The following is a 19,171-nucleotide window of genomic DNA, read 5'->3' as shown; positions in this document are numbered from 1 at the left end:
GCGGCCTCGGGTTGCTTGTCACCATGATGTCGCGGCTCGTCCGGGCGTGCTTTAGGTTTCGCACGATGAAGTATCAAAATCGTACGTACCGGCGCAGCGAGCAGACGCTGTGCGACCGGCGTCGCCCCAAATGTCGGCTCGCACTTGCTGAATCCGCCTGAAGTACTCTATGGATCAGGCAACCGCCTCATCCTGGGCTTCTTCCATGCACGCCAAAGAAACTGTGTCCACGCATCCGGGCATGCCCGCGTTCCAGACGAACGGCGACTGGCATTCCTTCGGTAACGCGGCGATTGCGTTGAACTGGACCGTCAGGCACCAGCATCTAGCCGAATTCGTCCTGACCGACCGCGTGCACATGCGTACGCTGCGGGTCACCGCGCCGTTTGCGCTATCGCTGGCCGACGGTCGCACACTGGGCATTGCCGACCTGAAGCTCCTTGCGCCGCTGCGCGAAGAAATGCTGACGGCAAATCCCAAGGCGTCTCGACTGGCCGAACGGATCGCGGGCAGACGCGTGCGTGCAATCCTCGATGACGAACAGGATCGGTTGCGGGTGGATTGGAGCGTGGAGCAACGCGAAAACTCGCAGTACTTGCGCTTGCAAGTGGCGATTACCGCGATCGGCAAGGACGAGCACATTGCCACCGTTTCGCTGTTGGAGACGCATGCGTCCGGTGCGCAAACCGGCGGCGAATTCAAGGGAACGCCTGTGGTCGCGGGCAACGTCTACCTCGGTTTCGAGCTTCCCTTGTCGGAAAGCCAGGTACGCGGCGACACCGTCAGGTTCATCCTGTCGCGGGCCTTGCCACTGGAAAAGGGCAAGACCAGTATCTTCTCGGCGGTGGCGGGTGTGGCTCGCGACGGCCAGCTACGCCGCGATTTCGCAGCCTATCTCGAACGCGAACGAGCGCATCCGTACCGCCCGTTCCTGCACTACAACTGCTGGTCCGACATCGGTTACCTCACGCCGTACACGCAGCAGCAAGCGCTCGAACGCATCGACGACATCGGCCGCGAATTGCACGACAAGCGCGGCGTACAACTCGACTCCTTTCTGTTCGATGACGGCTGGGACGACTACAGCGGCAGTTGGCATTTCGGCCAGGATTTTCCGCATGGATTCGTACCGCTGCGCGACGCCGCCGCCCGGTACGGCGCGGCGCCCGGCGTGTGGCTGTCACCGTGGGGCGGCTATGGCTCGACGCGGCAGGAACGCGCGACGCGAGGCCACACAACCGGATACGAGATCATCGATGGTTGCTTCGCGCTGTCCGGGCCGAAATACTATCGACGCTTCCATGAGGCCGTGATGGAACTGCTCACGCAGCACGGCATCAATCATTTCAAATTCGATGGCACCGGCAATGTCGACAAGGTGGTCCCGGGCAGCCGCTTCAGCAGCGACTGGGACGCGGCGATTCAGCTGATCGAGGACATCCGCGAGGCCAGACCCGATACCTTCATCAACCTCACCGTCGGCACGTATCCGTCGCCGTTCTGGCTACGCTACGCTGATTCGATCTGGCGCGGCGGCAAGGATGACGACCTGGCCGGCGTAGGCAGCAATCGCGAACGTTGGATTACCTACCGTGACGCACAGACTTACCGCAATGTCGTAGTCAGGAGTCCGCTGTTTCCGCTCAACTCGCTGATGCTCCACGGCATCATCTACGCGCAGTTCAACGATCGGTTGAACACCGCTCAAGGCCAGGATTTCGCTCACGAAGTGCGTTCGTACTTCGGCAGCGGCGCACAACTGCAGGAGCTGTACATCACGCCGTCGCTGCTCGGCGACGGCGACTGGGACGTTCTCGCCGAGTCTGCCAGATGGGCCCGGGCAAACGCCGAGGTGCTGCGCGACAGCCATTGGATTGGCGGTGCGCCGGATGCGCTCGAAGTGTACGGCTGGGCTGCATGGTCGCCAGTCAAGGCGATCATCACGCTGCGCAATCCCGACAGCCGGGTGAAGAACTTCGTGCTCGATTTGCGACGGCAACTGGAATTGCCGGCCAGCGCGGCCGGACAATTCCTGACGCGCAGCTTATGGCACGGCCATGCCTCGGATATTCCGCCGATGCTGGACGCGGACCAGCCGCAGACTATTTCACTCGTGCCTTTCGAAGTGCTCACTTTGGAGCTGGTACCGGCCGGTGGCGAAGGGTAATCGAAGCTGCCGCGGATTTCCCCGTGTTGGCTTCCGGTGCCTTCTTTACGATAGCGTGCGCGCGAGTTCTACCGGTTTCGCTTCCATCTGGTGCAGATCGAAAATGATGACCTCGTTGTCACCCAGCCTTAGCCAGGGAGCAGGACAATACAGGCGCTTTTGCGGACCGATATTCCAGTAGCGACCCAGATTGTGCCCGTTGACCCAGACCACACCTTTGGTCCAGTTACGCATGTCGAGATAGGTATCGCCGATCGTATCCAGCGGCAGAGACGCCTTGAAGAATAGTCCGGCCTTACGAGGGTTCGCGCAGACGGTGCGCAAGTTCTCGATAAACGCGGTATCCATCGGCAACAGAAAGACTTCCCAGCCGGTGAGCGTGTCGCTCGAGCCTCCGGCATCCTCCAGCGTGACCGGTTCGAGAATGCCTTTGCGGTCGATCATCGCGTGGCCATAGTTAACACGCCCCATGCCCTCGACGAGGATATCCAATGATACGTCGCTGTCCGGCAGGGACGACGGCGGCGAGAACGGCAATGCAAGCGGCGCGTGGTGCGTGACATTCAGCGGCTGCGCGCGGTGCTCTGGCATGAAAGCTCTCGACACGCCGCCTACGTATTGCTCGCCGACGAAAACGGTCGCGTAATCGTGAACATCCTTGATATCCAGCACACCACCGCGGTAGCCCTGCAGCTTCTTGCGATACAGCGCGAAACCAAACGCCTGGCCGTACGACTCGAACGGCTGTGGGTCGACAGTTTGCTCGGCCGGGAGCGCGGCAGGCAGGTTGTCCCAAATGGACGTGCAAAGTTCCGGCATCAAGGCTTGGCCGCCTTTGCGGCTGATCGTCGGAACGGGTTTCGGAAGTTCGGGCAGCGGAGCCGAGAGATAGCGGGCGATGACGCCGCGGTACTTCATGTACTTCGACGTCGCCACGCCTTGCTCGCTAATGGGTGCCGCGTAATCGTAGCTGGTAATGTCGGGTTGGTATTCGCCTGAATCGGCATCCACATTTGCGCCGGCATAGAAGCCGAAGCTGGTGCCGCCGTGAATGACATAGAGGTTGAACGACAGCTTCAGTTGCATGAGCGCGTCTAGCGTGCCGGAGATATCGGCGGCCGTCCCTTTGAAAGTCTCGTCGCCCCAATGGGTGAGCCACCCTGGATACACTTCACCGGCCATCGCCGGAACGGCCGGAAATTCCTGCCGGACGGCCGCGATTTGCTCTGCATCGCCATTGCTCAATGCAATCGCGCCGCCGGTGACGTTCGTGCGATTCTGTTCAAGCTGCTTGATGCCGTCTTCGGTATAGAACGGCCCCTGTACCCCCTCCCGAATCCAGAGCTGCCGTATCTCTTCGAGGTAAGCCGGGTTGCTGGCGTACGAGCCGAATTCATTCTCGATCTGAATCATCAGGATTGGTCCGCCGTTACTCACCAGCAGTGGTGCGATCCGCGGGCTCAGCTCCCTGATGTAGCGAGCGACCGCCGCCATGTAGCGAGGATCGTTAGCGGAGTCGGTCCTGAGCTGAATGTCCGGATAACTCAACAGGTACGACGGAATGCCGCCCAGATCCCATTCGCCGCAGATATAGGGACCCGGCCGCAGCAACACCCACATCCTCTCCTGCTGGCACAGTCGAACGAATGCTTCGATGTCGCGGTTCTCTGTGCGGAAATCGAAAACGCCCGGACTCGTTTCGTGGTAATTCCACATGACGTAGAGGGCGATGCAGTTCATCCCCATCGCCCTGGCCATCTGGATCCGATGCTGCCAGTATTCGGCGGGGATGCGGGCGGGATGCATCTCCCCGCTGCGGATCTGGAAAGGCTCGCCGTCGAGCAGGAAGCTTTCGCCGTCCTGGCTGAAAGAAAACGTATGTCCGAACTCTCTTGTGTCCATTGATTGCATTTCCCAGGATGCTATCGAGACGTAGCGTAGCGCAATGCGCGGACAACGACGGAGTTTAGCGCCGATAGCCTTTCGCGCCGCCAAACAATGTCGCGCGCTGCGACCAGTCGTGCGTCTTTTCCCACAGACGCAGTACGTCCATGGCCTCCTCGCGGAATTGCGCGTCCTGCTCCGCCGTGGCAGTCACGGCAGTCAGCTCAAGGCGGTGCCCGGACGGATCGAAGAAGTAGATCGAGTACAGGAAATCGTCATGGTTGGTCGGCCCTACAACCGGGATACCCCGTGCGATCAGCGATTCCCTGGCTCGGTCAACCGTTTCTTTGTCTGCCACGCGAAAAGCAAAATGCTGCACCCAGTTCGGTGTTCCCGGATCTCTGCCTGACGGCTCCCCCTCGTCGGCGGGCAACTCGAAGAATGCGATGCAGGCGCCGTCCTCCATTTCGAAGAAGATATGAACATGCGGGCTATAGACGCCCGTCGAGGGCACATGATCCTCACCCATCGCATGGATAAACTTCAGGCCAAGCACTTCCGTGTAGAAGTCGACTGTCGCACGTGCGTCCCGGCAACGAAACGCTGCGTGATGCAAACCCTTGCAAAGCATCGTGTGTTCTCCTTTGAGGTACGCGACCCGGCCGAACCTTACCGTGTCGCCGGCACGAACCGTTGGTCGATATAGCCAAAAATAGATTCGCCGTCGTGGCCCACATGCTCAATACGCACGCGCTCGCCGAAGCTGAAGAAAGGTGTCGATGCCTTGCCGTCGCGCAATGTCTCGAGCGCCCGGATCTCGCCAATGCATCCGCACCCGACCGACTCATCCTCGTTCGATACGGTGCCAAGTCCGACAATCGTGCCTGGCTCGAAAGCCCGCGTTTGAGCGACGTGGGCGATCAGATCGCCGTAGTGAAACGGCGTATCTATACCGGTGTCGATACTGCCAACCGCTTCGCCGCGTACTGAGCACTGCATCTTCCCTCCCACAAGCCCATCGCACCAAAGCTCGCCAAGTTCGTCGGGCGTCACGGCAATTGGGCCGAGACTCGATGCGGGCTTGCCCGTCAGAAAACCAAAAGTCCGCTTCAGCTCGCCAGGAATTAGCGCGCGCAACGACACGTCATTGAGCAGCATGAAGAGCCGAATATAGGAACACGCTTCCTGCGGACTTACACCCATGGGAACGTCCCCGGTCACTGCGGCGATCTCCGCTTCGAAATCGATACCTAACGCATCTGACGGCAGCGGAATGTCGTCGTTCCAGCCGAAAAAGCCATGCGAAATCCCCTGGTAGACCAGCGGCTTCTCCATCAGATCGTCCGGAAGCGCCTCGCCGCGGGCAGCGCGGTTGCGCTTGATGTGGCTAACATAGGCTGCGCCGTCAAGGTATTGATAGGTACGCGGCAGAGGCGGTCCAACTTCGCTCCACTCGATAGGAAAGGCGCCTTGCGCTTTCCCCGCGTTCAGAGCCGTATAGATCGCTTCGAGCTTAGGAGCTGCCGCTTCCCAGTCGTCGAGCGCCGCCTGCAAAGTACGTGCAACCGAACTCGCACGTACGAGATGCCGCAAGTCTCGACTGACCACCACCAACTCACCGTCCCGCCCAGAACGCAATGACGCCAGTTTCATATCTGTTCAAGCTCCCGATCCTAAGTTTCATCAACGCGATTTCGTGCGTTTGATCATAGGCGCTGCATCGGAGCCGTCACCGTCAATTTCCGCTTACCGAACACGAATCACATCTTGATGTGTGCGGCAGGCGTCTCACAGTCCACGACGCAATGGCTTGTGAAAGATCACTGCTCGACAGGTTGCGGCATCACGAGTTGTCCGAATTCGCCGTTCTGGAAAGCTCTGATCCGATCTTCAAGTTGCTCACGAGTGTTCATGACAAGTGGCCCGTGTTTGGCAATCGGTTCGTTCAACGCCGGACCGGAAAGAACGACAAAGTGGCAGCCTTCGTCAGAGAAGAACCGAATCGCTGCCGCGCTGTCGGCGGCGCCCTTATCCAAAGCCACACCCAATGCCTCTCCGGCCATTAGCTGTCGCACCTCGCCCCCAACCTCGATCCGTAACGCTCCCGAGACGGCGTAAATCATCCCGCTCCAGCCGCGCAATAGCTCGTGGCTGAATGCAGATGAACGTGAAAGGAAGGCGTCCAACAACGTGAATGGTTCAGGTAGTTGTGCTGAGTGGGCAGCGCTCACGCCATTGCTGCTGCCCGAAGCTACACGCACACGAACACCCGGAGCCTTGAACTCCGGGATCTCATGCGGCTCCACATGAACGGCATAGGGCGCGTTGAATTTCTTGCTGGCCGGCAGATTCACGAAGATCTGCAGCGCGTGAACGTGCTGCTCCTCGCCCTCAGGCTGTTCGGTGTGCACTGCCCCGCGGCCGGCGGCAAACCAATGCAACGCACCCGGATTGATGGGCCCCTGGTTCCCCAGCGAGTCGTAATTGACATGCGCCCCTATCGCGTCCTCGAACACGTAAGTCACCGCCGAAATTCCGGCATGCGGATGCGCCGCAAAGGTCGAACTGGTCATGTGAAAATGATCGAGCATGACAACGGGATCTATCAATCCGTCGAACGATCGCTCTTCGAAGTGCTTTGCCCAAAACGCTTCGCCAATGGTCAGATCGTGACCGGCGACGACATGCGACACGCGCACAAACTTGTCCATGGTGATACTCCGTCTTGCCATAGTTCAGCCCCGAGGCCATCCGGACACTCAGGCCCGGACGGCTTCGAGGTTGTTCGAACGAGGACGCTGTGCGCCCTCGCCGAATCGGGTTGTTACGTCACTTGCTTGCAGCGTTCTTGAACTGCCACACCAGGTTGGCAAATGGCATATCGAGATCGGCATACACTTGCTGCGCCTTCGGATCGTCGTTGCCATGCAGCATTTCCACACCAGCCGTGGCGTAGTCGGTCACCGGGATGCCGGCACCCGCCAGGCGCTGCAGCCCCACAGTGCGCTTCGCATCGCTAAACGTACCCGACGCGTCGAGCACCACACGGGGGTCGTAGCCTGCGGCCTTGAGCGTCAGCGCCGGGAAGGTGGCACAGACTTCCAGCGAAACGCCGGCGATCAGAATCTGTTTGCGGCCAGTCTTCTGGATGGCGGCCCGGACATTCGGATCATCCCAGGCGTTGATCGAGGTCCGGCTGATCACCGGCACGCCCGGAAGCGCGGCGGTCAGTTCAGGGATGGTGGGGCCCCACATGCCGTCGGGCATCGTAGCGGTGACAATGACCGGGATACCGAGCGTCTTCGCGGCTTTGGCCAAGGCCACCACGTTATGCTTGAGCTGACCGACATCGATGTCGCGCACGCCGGTGAACAGGCCAACCTGGTGGTCAACCAACACCAGCACCGTGTTGTCTCGCGACAGCAAGGAGTACGGAGCACCCGAAGGAGCAACCGCGTTGGTCGCAGGCGCCGCGCTAGCCGCCTGGACCGTAGCAGCGGATGTGGCGACGATAGCTAAAGGGAGAACCGCAGCTTTCAGGAGAGTAAGGATTTTCATGGTCTTTATTACCGTTGGCATTTGGATACGGCATCGGCGTATGGACGCCCCCGCCGGACTGTCCGGTGCACATCTGCGCCGGTTGAGATGAATCATATTTACTCAACGACAAACGATAAATATGGTATTTCTCAACCTATCGTTGCCCACCAGAAACGATAGATAAGCCAACCCAAGGACACCAGGACGTCGGATGAAGCCCGTATCTCTTGACCTGAACGACCTCTATTTTTTTGCTCAGGTGATCGAGCATCACGGTTTTACCGCCGCAGGAGAGGTGCTCGGCGTAAGCAAGTCCCATCTCTCCCGGCGGATCACCGATCTGGAAGCCACCCTCGGCGTTCGACTGCTTCAACGAACCTCACGCCGACTTAGCCTGACCGACGCCGGCCAGGAGCTTTACGCGCATTGTCGAGCCATGATTTCCGAAGCGCAGGCGGGTGAAGAAGCGGTTCGGCGTCGGACTGCCGAGCCCACGGGGCTAGTGCGGGCCAGCATGTCCGTCGCGATTACAGACATCGTGCTGTCCAAATTGCTGCCCCGTTTCATGTTGCGCTACCCCAAGGTCCGACTGGCAATCGAGGCAAGTAACCGGCAAGTTGACCTTGTCGAGGACCATGTCGATGTGGTGGTACGTGGTCTGGGTGTTGAAGTGGAGTCTGCCAGCCTGGTTCAGGCCCCGCTAGGCACGGTGCGCTGGGGATTGGTGGCCAGCCCCGTGTATCTGGCTGAAACCGGGATGATTGGTGAGCCGGACGCGCTACCCCACGGCGATCTGCTGATCTACGCGTCGATCAATGAGCCGGCGACCGTACTGCGCCTGACCGGCACAAATGGCGAGGTTGCCATGCGGACTATCCAACCCCGCCTGCAGAGCGACAATATTGCAGCGCTGAAGGAAGCCGCGTTGGCGGGAATGGGCATCGCGGGCCTGCCTCTCTATGCGTGCACGCGTGAGATCGAAATGGGGACTTTGTGCGTCGTACTGCCGGAGTGGCGCCCGAGAGAGGGGCGATTGGCGGTGCTGTTCCCAACGCGCCGCGGAATGATGCCTGCGGTACGCGCCCTGGTCGACTTCCTGAAGGACGAATTACCGCCCCTCCTGGGTTAATACCGGCGCGTCACTTCCCCTTGCGAGGCGCAGCGGTCGACGTTCTGACGATCAGTTTGGGTGGCAGCACGACTGTACGCACCGCCTGCTCGCGAACGTCAATCGCCTGCTGAAGAAGATCGGCCGCCTGGCGCCCCATCTCCTCATGGCTGATGCGGATGGTCGTCAAAGGCGGTTCGACCATGTCCACAAGCGGCATATCGTTGTGCCCGATCACGGACATGTAGCGAGGGCATTGCAGTCCACTTTCGCGCAACGCGTCGTACACGCCAAGCGCAAGCGAATCGTTGGCAGCGACGATCGCCGTCACTTCCGGGTGTGCACTCAGCAAGCGCCGCATGGCTTCCGCTCCGTGTTCCCGGCTATAGGCCTCGGCTACCTCGCATGGCGCACCCTTGCCGTCCAGGCCGTGTGATGCGAGTGCCTGCACGAAACCTTTACGCCTCAGGAAGCCCGTCGAATTGTCCGCGGGACCGGCAATATGGCCGATCTTCACATGCCCCAATTCCACCAGGTGGTCAACGGCCAATTGGGCGCCAAGCAGCTCATCGGAAACGACAGCCGACAATCTCGCGTCGTCTTCCGCCCGGTTCACCAGCACCGTAGGCACGCCTCTTTCGATGCAAAACGACGCCAGCGGATCGTGGCGTGTCACCGTGGCGAGGATAAGCCCGTCGACTCGCCGCGCGATGAGGCCGTGTGCAAATTCCAGCTGGGCCTCGCTGTCGGAGTCGACGTACCCGACGATCGCGAAGTACCCGTGCGCCGCAAGGCGCTCCGTCGCGCCCGCCAGGATCGGGGTAAATACGCTCGTTGCGATCTGTGGAACCAGAATGCCGACAAGTTTGGAACGCCCGGTTCGCAGACTCGCCGCCACGGGATCCAACCGGTACCCGAGCTTGCTGGCGGCCCTCATGACTCGCGCCACGGCCTCGGGCACGACAACAGAACGCGTCGCCGGATTCAATGCGCGCGATACCGTTGAAACGTGGACCCCGGCGAGTTCGGCGACCTGTTTCATGGTTACCGGCCGCCGATTGGCAGGTTGAGTTGTTTTCTCTTTCACGACAAGCCTGCTCTGGTTCAGTCTGGAATATGGCGGGGTCGGTCCGTGCACGTGGGTGGGCGTGCACTTCAATACAATCGATTGTATCAATCACGCCCGGAAAGGCAAAAAACCTGAGTGCCAAGGCACCCTATATCTCCAGCTTGCATTCTGCAATCGATTGCAGTACATTGCATTCAGAAGCCAACAGCGCTAGTTGCGCCGCGCGCCATTCGCCCGGACTCCCGGCGAACGCCACACCTGCCCAAGCCCAGGCGCAGAAAGGCACTTCGTACCAACGGCTCTGCTGCACCTACCTGCCGCAGTCCATAAGCCACTGCTGGTTTCGTTTTCTGCAATCGATTGTAAGGAGAAAGCCAAATGGCTGAAGCTTCGCTGGATAGATCAAACCTCAAACGCCCGTACTGGGGCGCCATCCTTGGCGGCAAGGTCGTCGAGGCTGGCAGTGAACAAGAGTTTTTCGTTGTCGAGGAAGCCGCGACCGCGAACCCGCTGGGACGCGTGGTGTCCGCAGACGAAACGCTCGTAGGCCGAGTGGTCGCCGATTCGCGGCAAGCGTACGAAAATGACTGGCGCCAACGTTCGCCTCGCGAGCGCGCCCAGTTGTTGCATCAGGTTGCGGCGAAGATTCGCGAGCACGCCGATGAACTCGCCGAACTCGAGGCACGCGAAGTCGGGAAACCGAAACGCGATGCGCTTCGCTTTGACGTGTCCTACTGTCATGCGTGCTTCGATTATTTCGCAGGTCTGGCCGATACGCTCCACGGTGAAATCCTTGACCAGGGTGCGATTGAGGCGCGCGTGCTGTTCGAGCCGTATGGCGTGGTCGCAGCCATCCTTCCGTTCAACTGGCCACCGATTCACTTTGCGAAAAAGTCCGCGCCGGCACTGGCCGCCGGAAATACCGTCATCGTGAAACCGGGTGAACAGGCTCCGCTGACCGTCATGCGGCTGGTCGAGCTGGCCAATCAGATTCTTCCCCCCGGCGTCCTGAACGTCGTTCCAGGCATCAAGGCCGGTCCCGCCCTGGCGTCGCACCCCAAGGTCGAACGCATCAGCTTTACCGGCGCAACCGCTACGGGCCGTCGCGTTCTGCAGAGTGCCGCGAAGAACATCACCTACGCGACCATGGAGCTTGGCGGCAAGAACGCCCTCCTCATTCTGGAAGACGCGGACATGGAGGTGGCATTCAACGTAGCCCTTGAAGGGATGTTCTATAACCAAGGGGAAGCATGCACGTCGACGGCGCGTATTCTCGTCCATGAATCCCGGTACGCCGAATTCGAAGACAAATTTGCGCGCGCAACGGAGAAGCTCGTTGTCGGCGACGGACTGGATCCGAAAACGGATATCGGTCCGATGGTAGACGGCAAGCAACGCGATCGCGTGATGGGGTACATCGACATCGCCACGCGTGAAGGCGCACGGCTCGTGACGCAAGGCAAGTTGCCGACCGACGCGCAATACGAACGTGGCTACTGGGTACCGCCTACCGTACTTGGAGATGTCGTGCCGACCATGACGGTTGCGCAGGAAGAGATCTTTGGGCCGGTCGCTTGCTTGATGCGCTTCAAAACCGAGGACGAAGCGGTCGAGATCGCAAATGGCACGGCCTATGGACTGACCGCGGCAATTGTCACGACAGACGAGAATCGCGCGTGGAAACTCGCGCCGCGCCTCGAAGCCGGGATGATCTTCGTCAATAACTACATGCGCAGGGCATTCCTCGGTTCGCCGTTCGGTGGAGTAAAAGGCAGCGGATTCGGCCGTGAAAACGCGACGGAAACCCTCAAGGAATTTGTGCGCTCGAAGAACGTCCGCTTCCCGTCCGGGAAGGCACCGATTCCAACGTGGCCGCCGAAAGACTAAGCAATGCTCTAGCGGGTTGCTGCTAGCAAGGCATGCAGGTGTCGTCCCAGGAGACAAGCACGGACGACACCGGTGTCCACTTCAAGGCACTAAGGAACAGACACTATGAAGAAGATTCTCATCAAGAACGGTTATGTCGCCACCGTCAACGGAGAGCGTGAGGTATTCGAGCGCGGCGCAGTCGCGGTCGAAGGCAAGCGCATCACCGGCGTCTACGCGTATGAAAATACGCCGATCGACGGCTTCGACGAAACCATCGACGCCACCGGATGCCTGGTCATTCCTGGTCTGATCAATCTGCATCAACATCCGTGGTACTCGATGTTCAAGGGTATCGCGGACGGGATGCTGCTCGAAGACTGGATCAACGATCTGGTCTTTCCTCTGGTTCGCAATCTGTCAAACGACGCGATGCGTCTGTCCGGATATCAATGCGGACTCGAGATGCTTGCAACCGGCACGACGACGTCATTCAACCACTCCGTGTCGGTAAGCGACGAAGCGATCGTGAAATCGAGCGTCGAGTCCCAGGCAGAAATAGGCATCCGCCAATTCTTCGGTAAAGAGCTGCGCTGCCGCAACAGCCGATTCCTCGACCACCCGCTCTCTTTGGACGAGTCGCTTGCGGCGGCTGAAGAGGATATCCGCCGCTGGGACGGGAAACAGGACGGCCTGATTCGCATGGGTATGGTTATCGAAGCCAACGCCCATTGGACTTCATCTGGCATGAGCACCGAAGAGCTCATCATCCGGGGTACGGAGCTGGCGCGAAAGCTGAATGTTCGCATCAGCAGTCACATCGCAGCGGGTACGTTCTCCACCGAAAAAGGCTTCCTGAAGCATCTGCGGGAGACCGGCCGCACGGATGTGCGGTATCTCATGCAACTCGGCGTGCTGGATGAACAGTGGATGCTGATTCACGGCATCCACTGCACCGAGCTGGATCTCGAGCAAATGGCCCACGTGGGTGCCGGCCTGGTGTACACACCAACCAGCGAAGCCATGCGCGGCGGCGGCATCGCCCCCGCGGCGAATGCATTGCGCGCGGGCGTTCCGACGGCACTCGGCACCGACGGTGCCATGGTCGACTACACAAACGACATGCTCGAGCAGGTCAAGGCATGTGTGCTCTTCCAACACCAACGTCATCTCGATCCGACACGCATGCCGTTCGAGCGAGCACTGGAAATGGCGACCATCAATGGTGCTCGTGTTCTCGGTGTCGCCGACGAGCTCGGTTCGCTCGAGGCGGGAAAGCTCGCCGATATCGCGGTCTTCGATATGCGAGGTCCCCACGTCGGTTCACTTCAGCGTCCATTGTCTGCATTCCTTGGCGCCGGCAAGGGAACGGATGCGAAATATGTCATGGTCAACGGCGAAATCGTGTTCCGTGAAGGGGATTTCACGAAGTTCAAGGACCGTAAGGAAGTCCTCAGCAGCGTCGAGCAGCTTGCCACTGAAATCATCACGAAGTCGGGCCTTGCATCCAGGCTCCACATGACGTGGAAAGAGAAGTGTCCTCCGATCGGCATTGCGCGCACCCCAGTCTAGCCTGGCGCCCTCACCTCACTAGGTTCGAACCATGAAATACGTGAATCTCATCATCGCTCTAGCGTTCCTCGCAGCGGGCATTGTCAACTTGACAGGCCCTCCTGCCATCCGCGCCGAGTTCGAAAAATGGGGTTACCCGGGCTGGTTCAGAGTGGCAATAGCAACCGTTGAACTCGGTGGGTCGATTTTGCTGTTTACGCCTGGAACGCAGTGGCTTGGGGCCTCGATACTTCTTGTGGTTACGCTGGGGATCCTTGTGTCATTCAGCAGATCGAAAGAATGGATGCGGATGCAATATCCGTTCGTATTGCTCTTTCTCCTGGTGGCGATTCTCCAGCAAGCCCATGTATCAGGCCGCGTATTTGCGGGGTAAAGCGCCAGAGGTTCTATGACGGATATCGCCTGCAACAGCAGGTCAAGCCCTCCAATGAGGGCTTGAATCCCTCAACGTGTGCTGAATCTGCCTCGCCATACCTTGCAACTGCTTCGCGAGCATCGCGATTCGTTGACGGTCCATCCGGGAGTCAATTGTCGCGACACTGACGGCCGCGATTGGACCGCCGAGTATGTCGCCGATATGTACGCCGATTGCCGACGTGCCAAGCGTGACGCCATTACGGACGTGGGCATAGCCGTTGCGGCGATATTCGTCGATCGATGCAGACAAGCTCGATCTCGTCAACATTCCCGGAGCGAATACGGCGGATGCAATGCTATCTATCGCCAGCTCGCGCTCGTCTTCAGGCAGCGCGGCAAGAATCGCAAGCCCGCCAGCGCCGAGGCCAAGAGGGCGGCGGCTACCCGCGTCGAGCGTCAGAACGCGTACCGGCGACGGCCCCTCGACTCTCTCGAGGCACACGGCTTCCATGCCGCTGCGCACGACCAGATACACGGTATCGCCAACATCCTCGGCGAACGCGCGCATCAACGCCCTTGCTGGCTGCCAAACGTCGAAGCGGGACGCCGCGGCGATGCCGAGTTCGTATGCCAACGGCCCAAGCGCATAACGTCTCGACCGATCCATTTGAAAGGCCAAACGTTCAGAGATCAGTTGCTGCAACAACCGATGAACCGTCGAATGAGACAAGTCCGTCATGCGAGCCAGATCCGTCAACGCAAGACCACGGCGCCCCGCTGTCGCGAGCAGACGCACAAGTTGCAGCGAGCGTTCTACCGACCTCGACGTGGATGCCATCTTTGTCCCTATTCAATTATTACGACGGGAGTCTAGTACTCGCGTGACTCATTTGATAGTAGCTCGCGCATAACGAAAACGTGGAATGCAACCAAACGCCAGAGAAAACAAGGATATGCCTGCACTGCATCGATGTTCATCAAATGGAAAATCGATCGGTACCGCCTGGTTGAATCAATCCAGCAAGTCGCCGATCCGTCCAATAGGCAGCGGGAGGACATTAAGAGCAATCGCGAGACATTCAGATAAGCGATGGACGTCCCCCACCCGTACGATGATCTTGACACGCCGCTTGTGGAACTCTCCAGCTGATTGCTGGAACAGGCTGTCGCACTTTGCTCCCACGCATTTAGATAAGGATTTCGAAATGTTTCAGTACTTTCCAGGCAACTACATGTGGTCTCTTTCCGTTATGCGCTGTCTTGCCAGTGGCGGTCATTTCGGAGAAATTCACTGGGCGCTTCAAGACCTGCAGGATGCAGCAAAGCTTGCGCCTCAAGGCGACACTGAAGCTTGGCACGCAGCCTGGAAGAAACTAGCCGTTCAGGTAGAAGGCATCGGCCGAACGGCACTCGAGGACGACAAGATGCAAACCGCGGCGTCCGCATTGATGCGAGCGGCGCACTACTGGCAATGGGCAGAAGCGTTCATCGAGCCGGGCGACGACCGCGCGGCGCAATCCTACGAGCGCCATCTCGCATGCTTCCGCCACGCCGGCGCCCTGCTTCCGAACGCGATCGAAGTCGTTGAGGTTCCGTTCGGAGAAACAGCGCTCACCGCCTACTTCGTGAAGGCCGAAGGTGTCTCCGGTCCCGCACCTGCAGTCATTCTGTCGGATGGCCTCGACGGGACCAAGGAAGAGATGGTCTTGATGGCGCAAGCGCTTGCTTCGCGCGGAATCTCGTGCCTCGCCGTGGACAATCCTGGCCAGGGTGCGACGCTGCGCTTGAAGGGGCTGAAAGCGCGCCACGACTCGGAGGTCGCTGCTGGCGCTGCGTATGACTACCTGAAGAGCCGCTCCGATCTCGTCGATCCGGATCGTGTCGGCCTGATCGCGGCCAGCATGGGCGGATATTACGCGCCGCGCGCCGTGGCCTTCGAAAAGCGCATCAAGGCATGCGTTGCATGGGGGGCGATCTATGACTATCACGCCGTTTGGGTGCGACGTCTGAACCTCAAACCGGGCACGAAGGCAACCGTCGATTACCGCGCAGCACTCGGTACGACCGGCAAGCATCTTCTGAACATCATCGGTGCAACTGACTTCGACGAAGCGCTGCGAAAGTTCGAATCGTTCACGCTCAAGGGCGTGGCGCAGAACATCACCTGCGATATCTTGCTGGTCCACGGTGAGGATGATAAGCAAACGCCTCTCTCCGACGCTCAAAAGCTGTATGACGAAATCGGCTCGACATCAAAAGAACTGCGAGTCTTCACGCGGGCTGAAGGCGGTGCTTCTCACGTTCAACTGGACCGACAGGAGCCGGCTGTCAGCCTGATCGCCGATTGGATGACAGACCATCTCTGATCAATTTCGCAGCTAAGCGGGACGTCACGTTCATCGTGTCGTCCTTTCCTTGCTGGAAGAATCGATCTGCCAGGCGACGGAACCGAATTGAGAGGCTCGCATTGGAATATCAACGAGAACAAACGGCTGCTTCGGCGGATGTCGACGCAATCAACGTCGTGAGGCTGATCGAGCAGGGGGAACTGACGCCCTTCCAGATCAAAGTGTTTCTTCTCTGCGCGCTGGTGGCCTTGATTGACGGTTTCGACAGCCAGTTGCTTGGACCGGCCGCGGTTGCTATCGCACATTCATTGAAACTTCCGGTGGCCGATCTCGGGCCGGTATTCAGTGCTTCACAAGTAGGCTTCTTTATCGGCGCGCTGACGCTCGGCCCGGCCGGCCGCCGACCGCTGGGGTCGGCGATGGATTCTGATCATTACCACAGCCATCTTCGCGACATTTACGCTGCTCACGGCGTATGCGCATTCATTCGCCCTCCTGTTGCTCTGCCGCCTGATCGTAGGTCTTGCTCTGGGCGGTGCATCACCGTCTTTCATCGGGCTCGCGGCGGAATATCTGCCTTTACGTCGACGCACTCAGTTCATCACGGCACTCTGGGCCGCCGTTCCTCTTGGCGGAATGCTCGGCTCGATGGCGAGTTCCATCCTCATTGAAAGGTCCGGCTGGCAGGCCGCGTTCTACGTGGGTGGAATCTTGCCATTGCTAGTTTCAATACTGCTCATTTTCCTTTTGCCTGAGTCGACCGTTTTTCTGGTGACGCGCGGCGGCTCAACGGAGAAGATCCGTTCGATCGTGAGGCGAATAGGGAGTCACGCTGCTTCGCAGGCAACCCGTTTCGTTGTCGGCGAGCAGGAAAGCAGAGGTGTATCGCTTAGACAGCTCTTCGCTCACGGCCAGACAACGCGCACGCTGTACTTGTGGATGCTCTGCTTCATGGCCTGGATGGCCTTGATCGTCGTGTCGTTCTGGACGCCGGCACTGATCCAGAATGTCGGCTTCACCGCCTCCGCGGCAGCCGTTACGCTGCTGTTCAATAACAGCGGAGCAGTCATCGGCACGATCCTGATCGGATCGTTGATGCAGCGTTTCGGCAATTTCCGGGTTCTGGTGCTCAGTTTCTTCGCATCCGCATGGGCCGTCGCAGCACTCGGCATGCTCACGTCCGCGCTTAGCTACGTGCTTGTCAGCTCCGCTCTAGCTGGATTTTTCCTCTCGGCGAGCTGTGCGGGACTTATCGCAATCGCAGCGAGCACATATCCACCATCAGCCCGCTCGACAGGTATCGGTTGGGCCATTGGCATAGGCCGCCTAGGCTCGATTGCCGGGCCGGTGCTCGCGGGGCATCTGCTCGCCCTGAACTGGAGCGTGCGTGACATTTACCTCGCCTTGAGCGTTCCGTGCGTGTGTGCTTCAGTCCTCGTTCTGCTCCTTGGCCACAATGCCAGCCGATCCGCGACTTTCGCTAGAACGCGCTCGGGATCTTCACCTAGATCATCAATCAATCGGACGCGTTGGTAACTTCCCAGACGATCAGGTCAATTGCGCATTTTTTGCCTGCGTACTTTCGGTTCGTGGCAAGCGAGCCGATAGTGATCGGTCTCGCGGGTCACTTCGTTTCGATATCAATAAAAAGTAGCGCACAACGGAGAACATGATGAGAAAGTATCTGCTTGCGTCGGCGATTCTGCTTCCAGTGATCAGCACGGCAAATGCGCAGTCGGCTGTGACCTTAGCGGGGATTGTTGACGGGGGTATCGGATTCCGGACAGGCGCCGACGCAAAAGGGAACACGCAATGGGGATTCCAGTCCGGAGCCGTACAGACCAGCCAGTTTGTCCTTAAAGGTACAGAAGATCTTGGCGGCGGCTATTCGACGTACTTCTATCTTGCCGCCGGCTTTCTGCTCGGGAACGGCGCGTCCACGAATGCGCGGCTCCCAACGACGTCAGGCAGCTTTCTTTTCGATCGCGGCGCCTGGGTGGGTTTCAAGTCCGTTCAGTTAGGATCGATTCAACTCGGACGAAACTTCACACCGTTCGCTGACTTTCTTTATCAAACGGACGCCAGCGGATACGCGAACTTCGCATCGCTTTCCAACACCATCTATCAAAATCTGAGCGGCATTACGGGGGCGCAATACACCTGGGGTAACAACGCGGTGAAGTATCTCTCTCCGGAGTTCGGCGGGCTCAGCGCCGAGTTGATGCAAAGCATCGGAGGTGTGGCCGGCGACTTTGCTGCTGGACGCATGCGATCCGCAGCCCTTTTCTATAAATACGGCCCCATCGCGATCAACGGTGCGTATCTGGATGCCAACAATCCGGGGGGAACGGCAGGCAGCAGTCTGGTCGCGCGATCCTACGCCGTGGGGGCTCTCTATTCCGGCACCAGCTTCAGAGCGAGCCTGAATGCAACGAACTTCCGAAATCCTCAGATCCGAACCAATCAGACCTTCTACTCCGCAGGCGCGAGTTATTACCTGACGCCGTTCTTTGACATCGTAGCGGACTACACCTTTCTCGCTGACAAGGTCGCGGCTCGTGATGGCATGTACATGAAGCTGGGTGCCCACTACCTGCTGTCGAAGGCAACCGATGTATACATGGAAGGCGGAATCGCGCGCAATCATTCCAGGGGAACGGTGGGCGTGGCCAGCGTGTTTCCGTCCAACCCCGGAATCAACCAAACCGGCCTCATGTTAGGTCTGCGTAAATACTTCTAATGTTCAATTCGGCCGGCATGAGTTGGAGACGTCAATGAATCTGAATATCAACGGCAAGGCGTATGACGTGGACGTGGAACCGGAAATGCCACTCCTGTGGGTGATCCGTGACGTGGTCGGATTGACCGGCACGAAATTCGGTTGCGGAATCGGCATGTGCGGGGCGTGTTCAGTTCATCTTGACGGCCAGGTCGTGCGCTCCTGCGTTATGCCGGCTTCCACTGCACAGGGCAAGAAACTGACAACCATCGAAGGGCTTACGGGCAAAGGCGTCGACCTCCAGAAGGCTTGGGTAGCACTGCAGGTTCCGCAATGCGGATACTGCCAAAGCGGCATGTTGATGGCTGCAAGCGCCCTCCTTACACGCACCCCCGTTCCTGACGACGCCGCGATCGACGAGGCAATGAGCAATATCTGCCGATGCGGTACGTACGCCAGGATCCGGCGTGCCATTCATGCGGTCTCAGGCGCTGGCACGTCCAAGCCGTCCTCCTCCGCCATTTCACGTCGGAAGGCGTAA

16 protein-coding genes and 1 pseudogene are annotated in these 19,171 nt (G+C 59.2%); 9 read left to right on the top strand and 8 right to left on the bottom strand.

Annotated features, from left to right (window positions below; translation table 11 throughout):
- The first annotated feature begins 169 nt into the window (after window positions 1-169).
- Window positions 170-2,167 (top strand): alpha-galactosidase, encoded by a 1,998-nt coding sequence (locus tag GNZ13_RS35910; RefSeq protein ID WP_407945683.1) that lies wholly within the window; start codon window positions 170-172, stop codon window positions 2,165-2,167.
- Window positions 2,168-2,212: 45 nt separating this feature from the next.
- Here the strand turns inward: GNZ13_RS35910 and GNZ13_RS35905 are convergent, their stop codons facing one another.
- From GNZ13_RS35905 to GNZ13_RS35885, 5 genes are all read right to left on the bottom strand, one after another.
- On the bottom strand, window positions 2,213-4,069 hold the full coding sequence (locus GNZ13_RS35905) for a beta-galactosidase (RefSeq protein ID WP_236002340.1): 1,857 nt from the start codon (window positions 4,067-4,069) through the stop codon (window positions 2,213-2,215).
- A gap of 64 nt (window positions 4,070-4,133) precedes the next feature.
- Window positions 4,134-4,682 carry a VOC family protein gene (locus tag GNZ13_RS35900; protein ID WP_172173499.1) on the bottom strand — a complete coding sequence of 183 codons (549 nt, stop codon included), beginning with the start codon at window positions 4,680-4,682 and terminating at the stop codon, window positions 4,134-4,136.
- Between the two features lie 38 nt (window positions 4,683-4,720).
- A complete protein-coding gene (locus GNZ13_RS35895) occupies window positions 4,721-5,704 on the bottom strand; it encodes a fumarylacetoacetate hydrolase family protein (RefSeq protein WP_172173496.1) in 984 nt (327 codons plus the stop codon).
- Between the two features lie 167 nt (window positions 5,705-5,871).
- On the bottom strand, window positions 5,872-6,762 hold the full coding sequence (locus GNZ13_RS35890; RefSeq protein WP_172173493.1) for a pirin family protein: 891 nt from the start codon (window positions 6,760-6,762) through the stop codon (window positions 5,872-5,874).
- Window positions 6,763-6,880: 118 nt separating this feature from the next.
- Window positions 6,881-7,477: an isochorismatase family protein gene (locus tag GNZ13_RS35885; RefSeq protein WP_236002339.1), complete on the bottom strand. Its 597-nt coding sequence runs from the start codon at window positions 7,475-7,477 to the stop codon at window positions 6,881-6,883.
- Between the two features lie 325 nt (window positions 7,478-7,802).
- On the opposite strand from GNZ13_RS35885, the gene GNZ13_RS35880 reads away from it, so the two are divergent.
- Window positions 7,803-8,720 (top strand): LysR substrate-binding domain-containing protein, encoded by a 918-nt coding sequence (locus GNZ13_RS35880; protein WP_172173490.1) that lies wholly within the window; start codon window positions 7,803-7,805, stop codon window positions 8,718-8,720.
- Between the two features lie 10 nt (window positions 8,721-8,730).
- Here the strand turns inward: GNZ13_RS35880 and GNZ13_RS35875 are convergent, their stop codons facing one another.
- Complete coding sequence (locus GNZ13_RS35875) at window positions 8,731-9,741, bottom strand: LacI family DNA-binding transcriptional regulator (RefSeq protein ID WP_172173487.1); 1,011 nt, start codon at window positions 9,739-9,741, stop codon at window positions 8,731-8,733.
- 405 nt (window positions 9,742-10,146) lie between these two features.
- Between GNZ13_RS35875 and GNZ13_RS35870 the strand changes: the two genes are divergently transcribed.
- The 3 genes from GNZ13_RS35870 (at window position 10,147) to GNZ13_RS35860 (ending at window position 13,579) form a co-directional block, all read left to right on the top strand.
- A complete protein-coding gene (locus GNZ13_RS35870) occupies window positions 10,147-11,655 on the top strand; it encodes an aldehyde dehydrogenase family protein (RefSeq protein WP_236002338.1) in 1,509 nt (502 codons plus the stop codon).
- A gap of 105 nt (window positions 11,656-11,760) precedes the next feature.
- Window positions 11,761-13,206 carry an amidohydrolase family protein gene (locus tag GNZ13_RS35865; RefSeq protein ID WP_172173484.1) on the top strand — a complete coding sequence of 482 codons (1,446 nt, stop codon included), beginning with the start codon at window positions 11,761-11,763 and terminating at the stop codon, window positions 13,204-13,206.
- Between the two features lie 31 nt (window positions 13,207-13,237).
- Window positions 13,238-13,579, top strand: a complete 342-nt coding sequence (locus GNZ13_RS35860; protein WP_172173481.1) for a DoxX family protein — start codon at window positions 13,238-13,240, stop codon at window positions 13,577-13,579.
- Window positions 13,580-13,621: 42 nt separating this feature from the next.
- Here GNZ13_RS35860 and GNZ13_RS35855 read toward each other — a convergent pair whose 3' ends face one another.
- Window positions 13,622-14,230, bottom strand: coding sequence for an IclR family transcriptional regulator (locus tag GNZ13_RS35855; RefSeq protein ID WP_236002337.1), 609 nt, complete (start codon window positions 14,228-14,230; stop codon window positions 13,622-13,624).
- 21 nt (window positions 14,231-14,251) lie between these two features.
- Window positions 14,252-14,401 (bottom strand): annotated as a pseudogene (locus tag GNZ13_RS54435) (helix-turn-helix domain-containing protein); the annotation flags it as partial.
- 367 nt (window positions 14,402-14,768) lie between these two features.
- Here GNZ13_RS54435 and GNZ13_RS35850 point away from each other — a divergent pair.
- The 4 genes from GNZ13_RS35850 (at window position 14,769) to GNZ13_RS35835 (ending at window position 19,171) form a co-directional block, all read left to right on the top strand.
- Window positions 14,769-15,929: an alpha/beta hydrolase family protein gene (locus tag GNZ13_RS35850; protein WP_172173475.1), complete on the top strand. Its 1,161-nt coding sequence runs from the start codon at window positions 14,769-14,771 to the stop codon at window positions 15,927-15,929.
- A gap of 405 nt (window positions 15,930-16,334) precedes the next feature.
- Entirely contained in the window at window positions 16,335-17,447 is a 1,113-nt protein-coding gene (locus GNZ13_RS35845) for an MFS transporter (RefSeq protein ID WP_172173582.1), read from the top strand.
- Between the two features lie 136 nt (window positions 17,448-17,583).
- Window positions 17,584-18,651, top strand: coding sequence for a porin (locus tag GNZ13_RS35840; protein WP_216675166.1), 1,068 nt, complete (start codon window positions 17,584-17,586; stop codon window positions 18,649-18,651).
- A 34-nt stretch (window positions 18,652-18,685) separates the two neighbouring features.
- Entirely contained in the window at window positions 18,686-19,171 is a 486-nt protein-coding gene (locus tag GNZ13_RS35835; protein WP_172173469.1) for a (2Fe-2S)-binding protein, read from the top strand.

The organism is Paraburkholderia elongata, from assembly GCF_013177735.1.
Lineage (GTDB): Bacteria > Pseudomonadota > Gammaproteobacteria > Burkholderiales > Burkholderiaceae > Paraburkholderia > Paraburkholderia elongata.
Note: the sequence above shows the minus strand (reverse complement) of the source record. Positions and strands in the feature narration are given on the sequence as shown.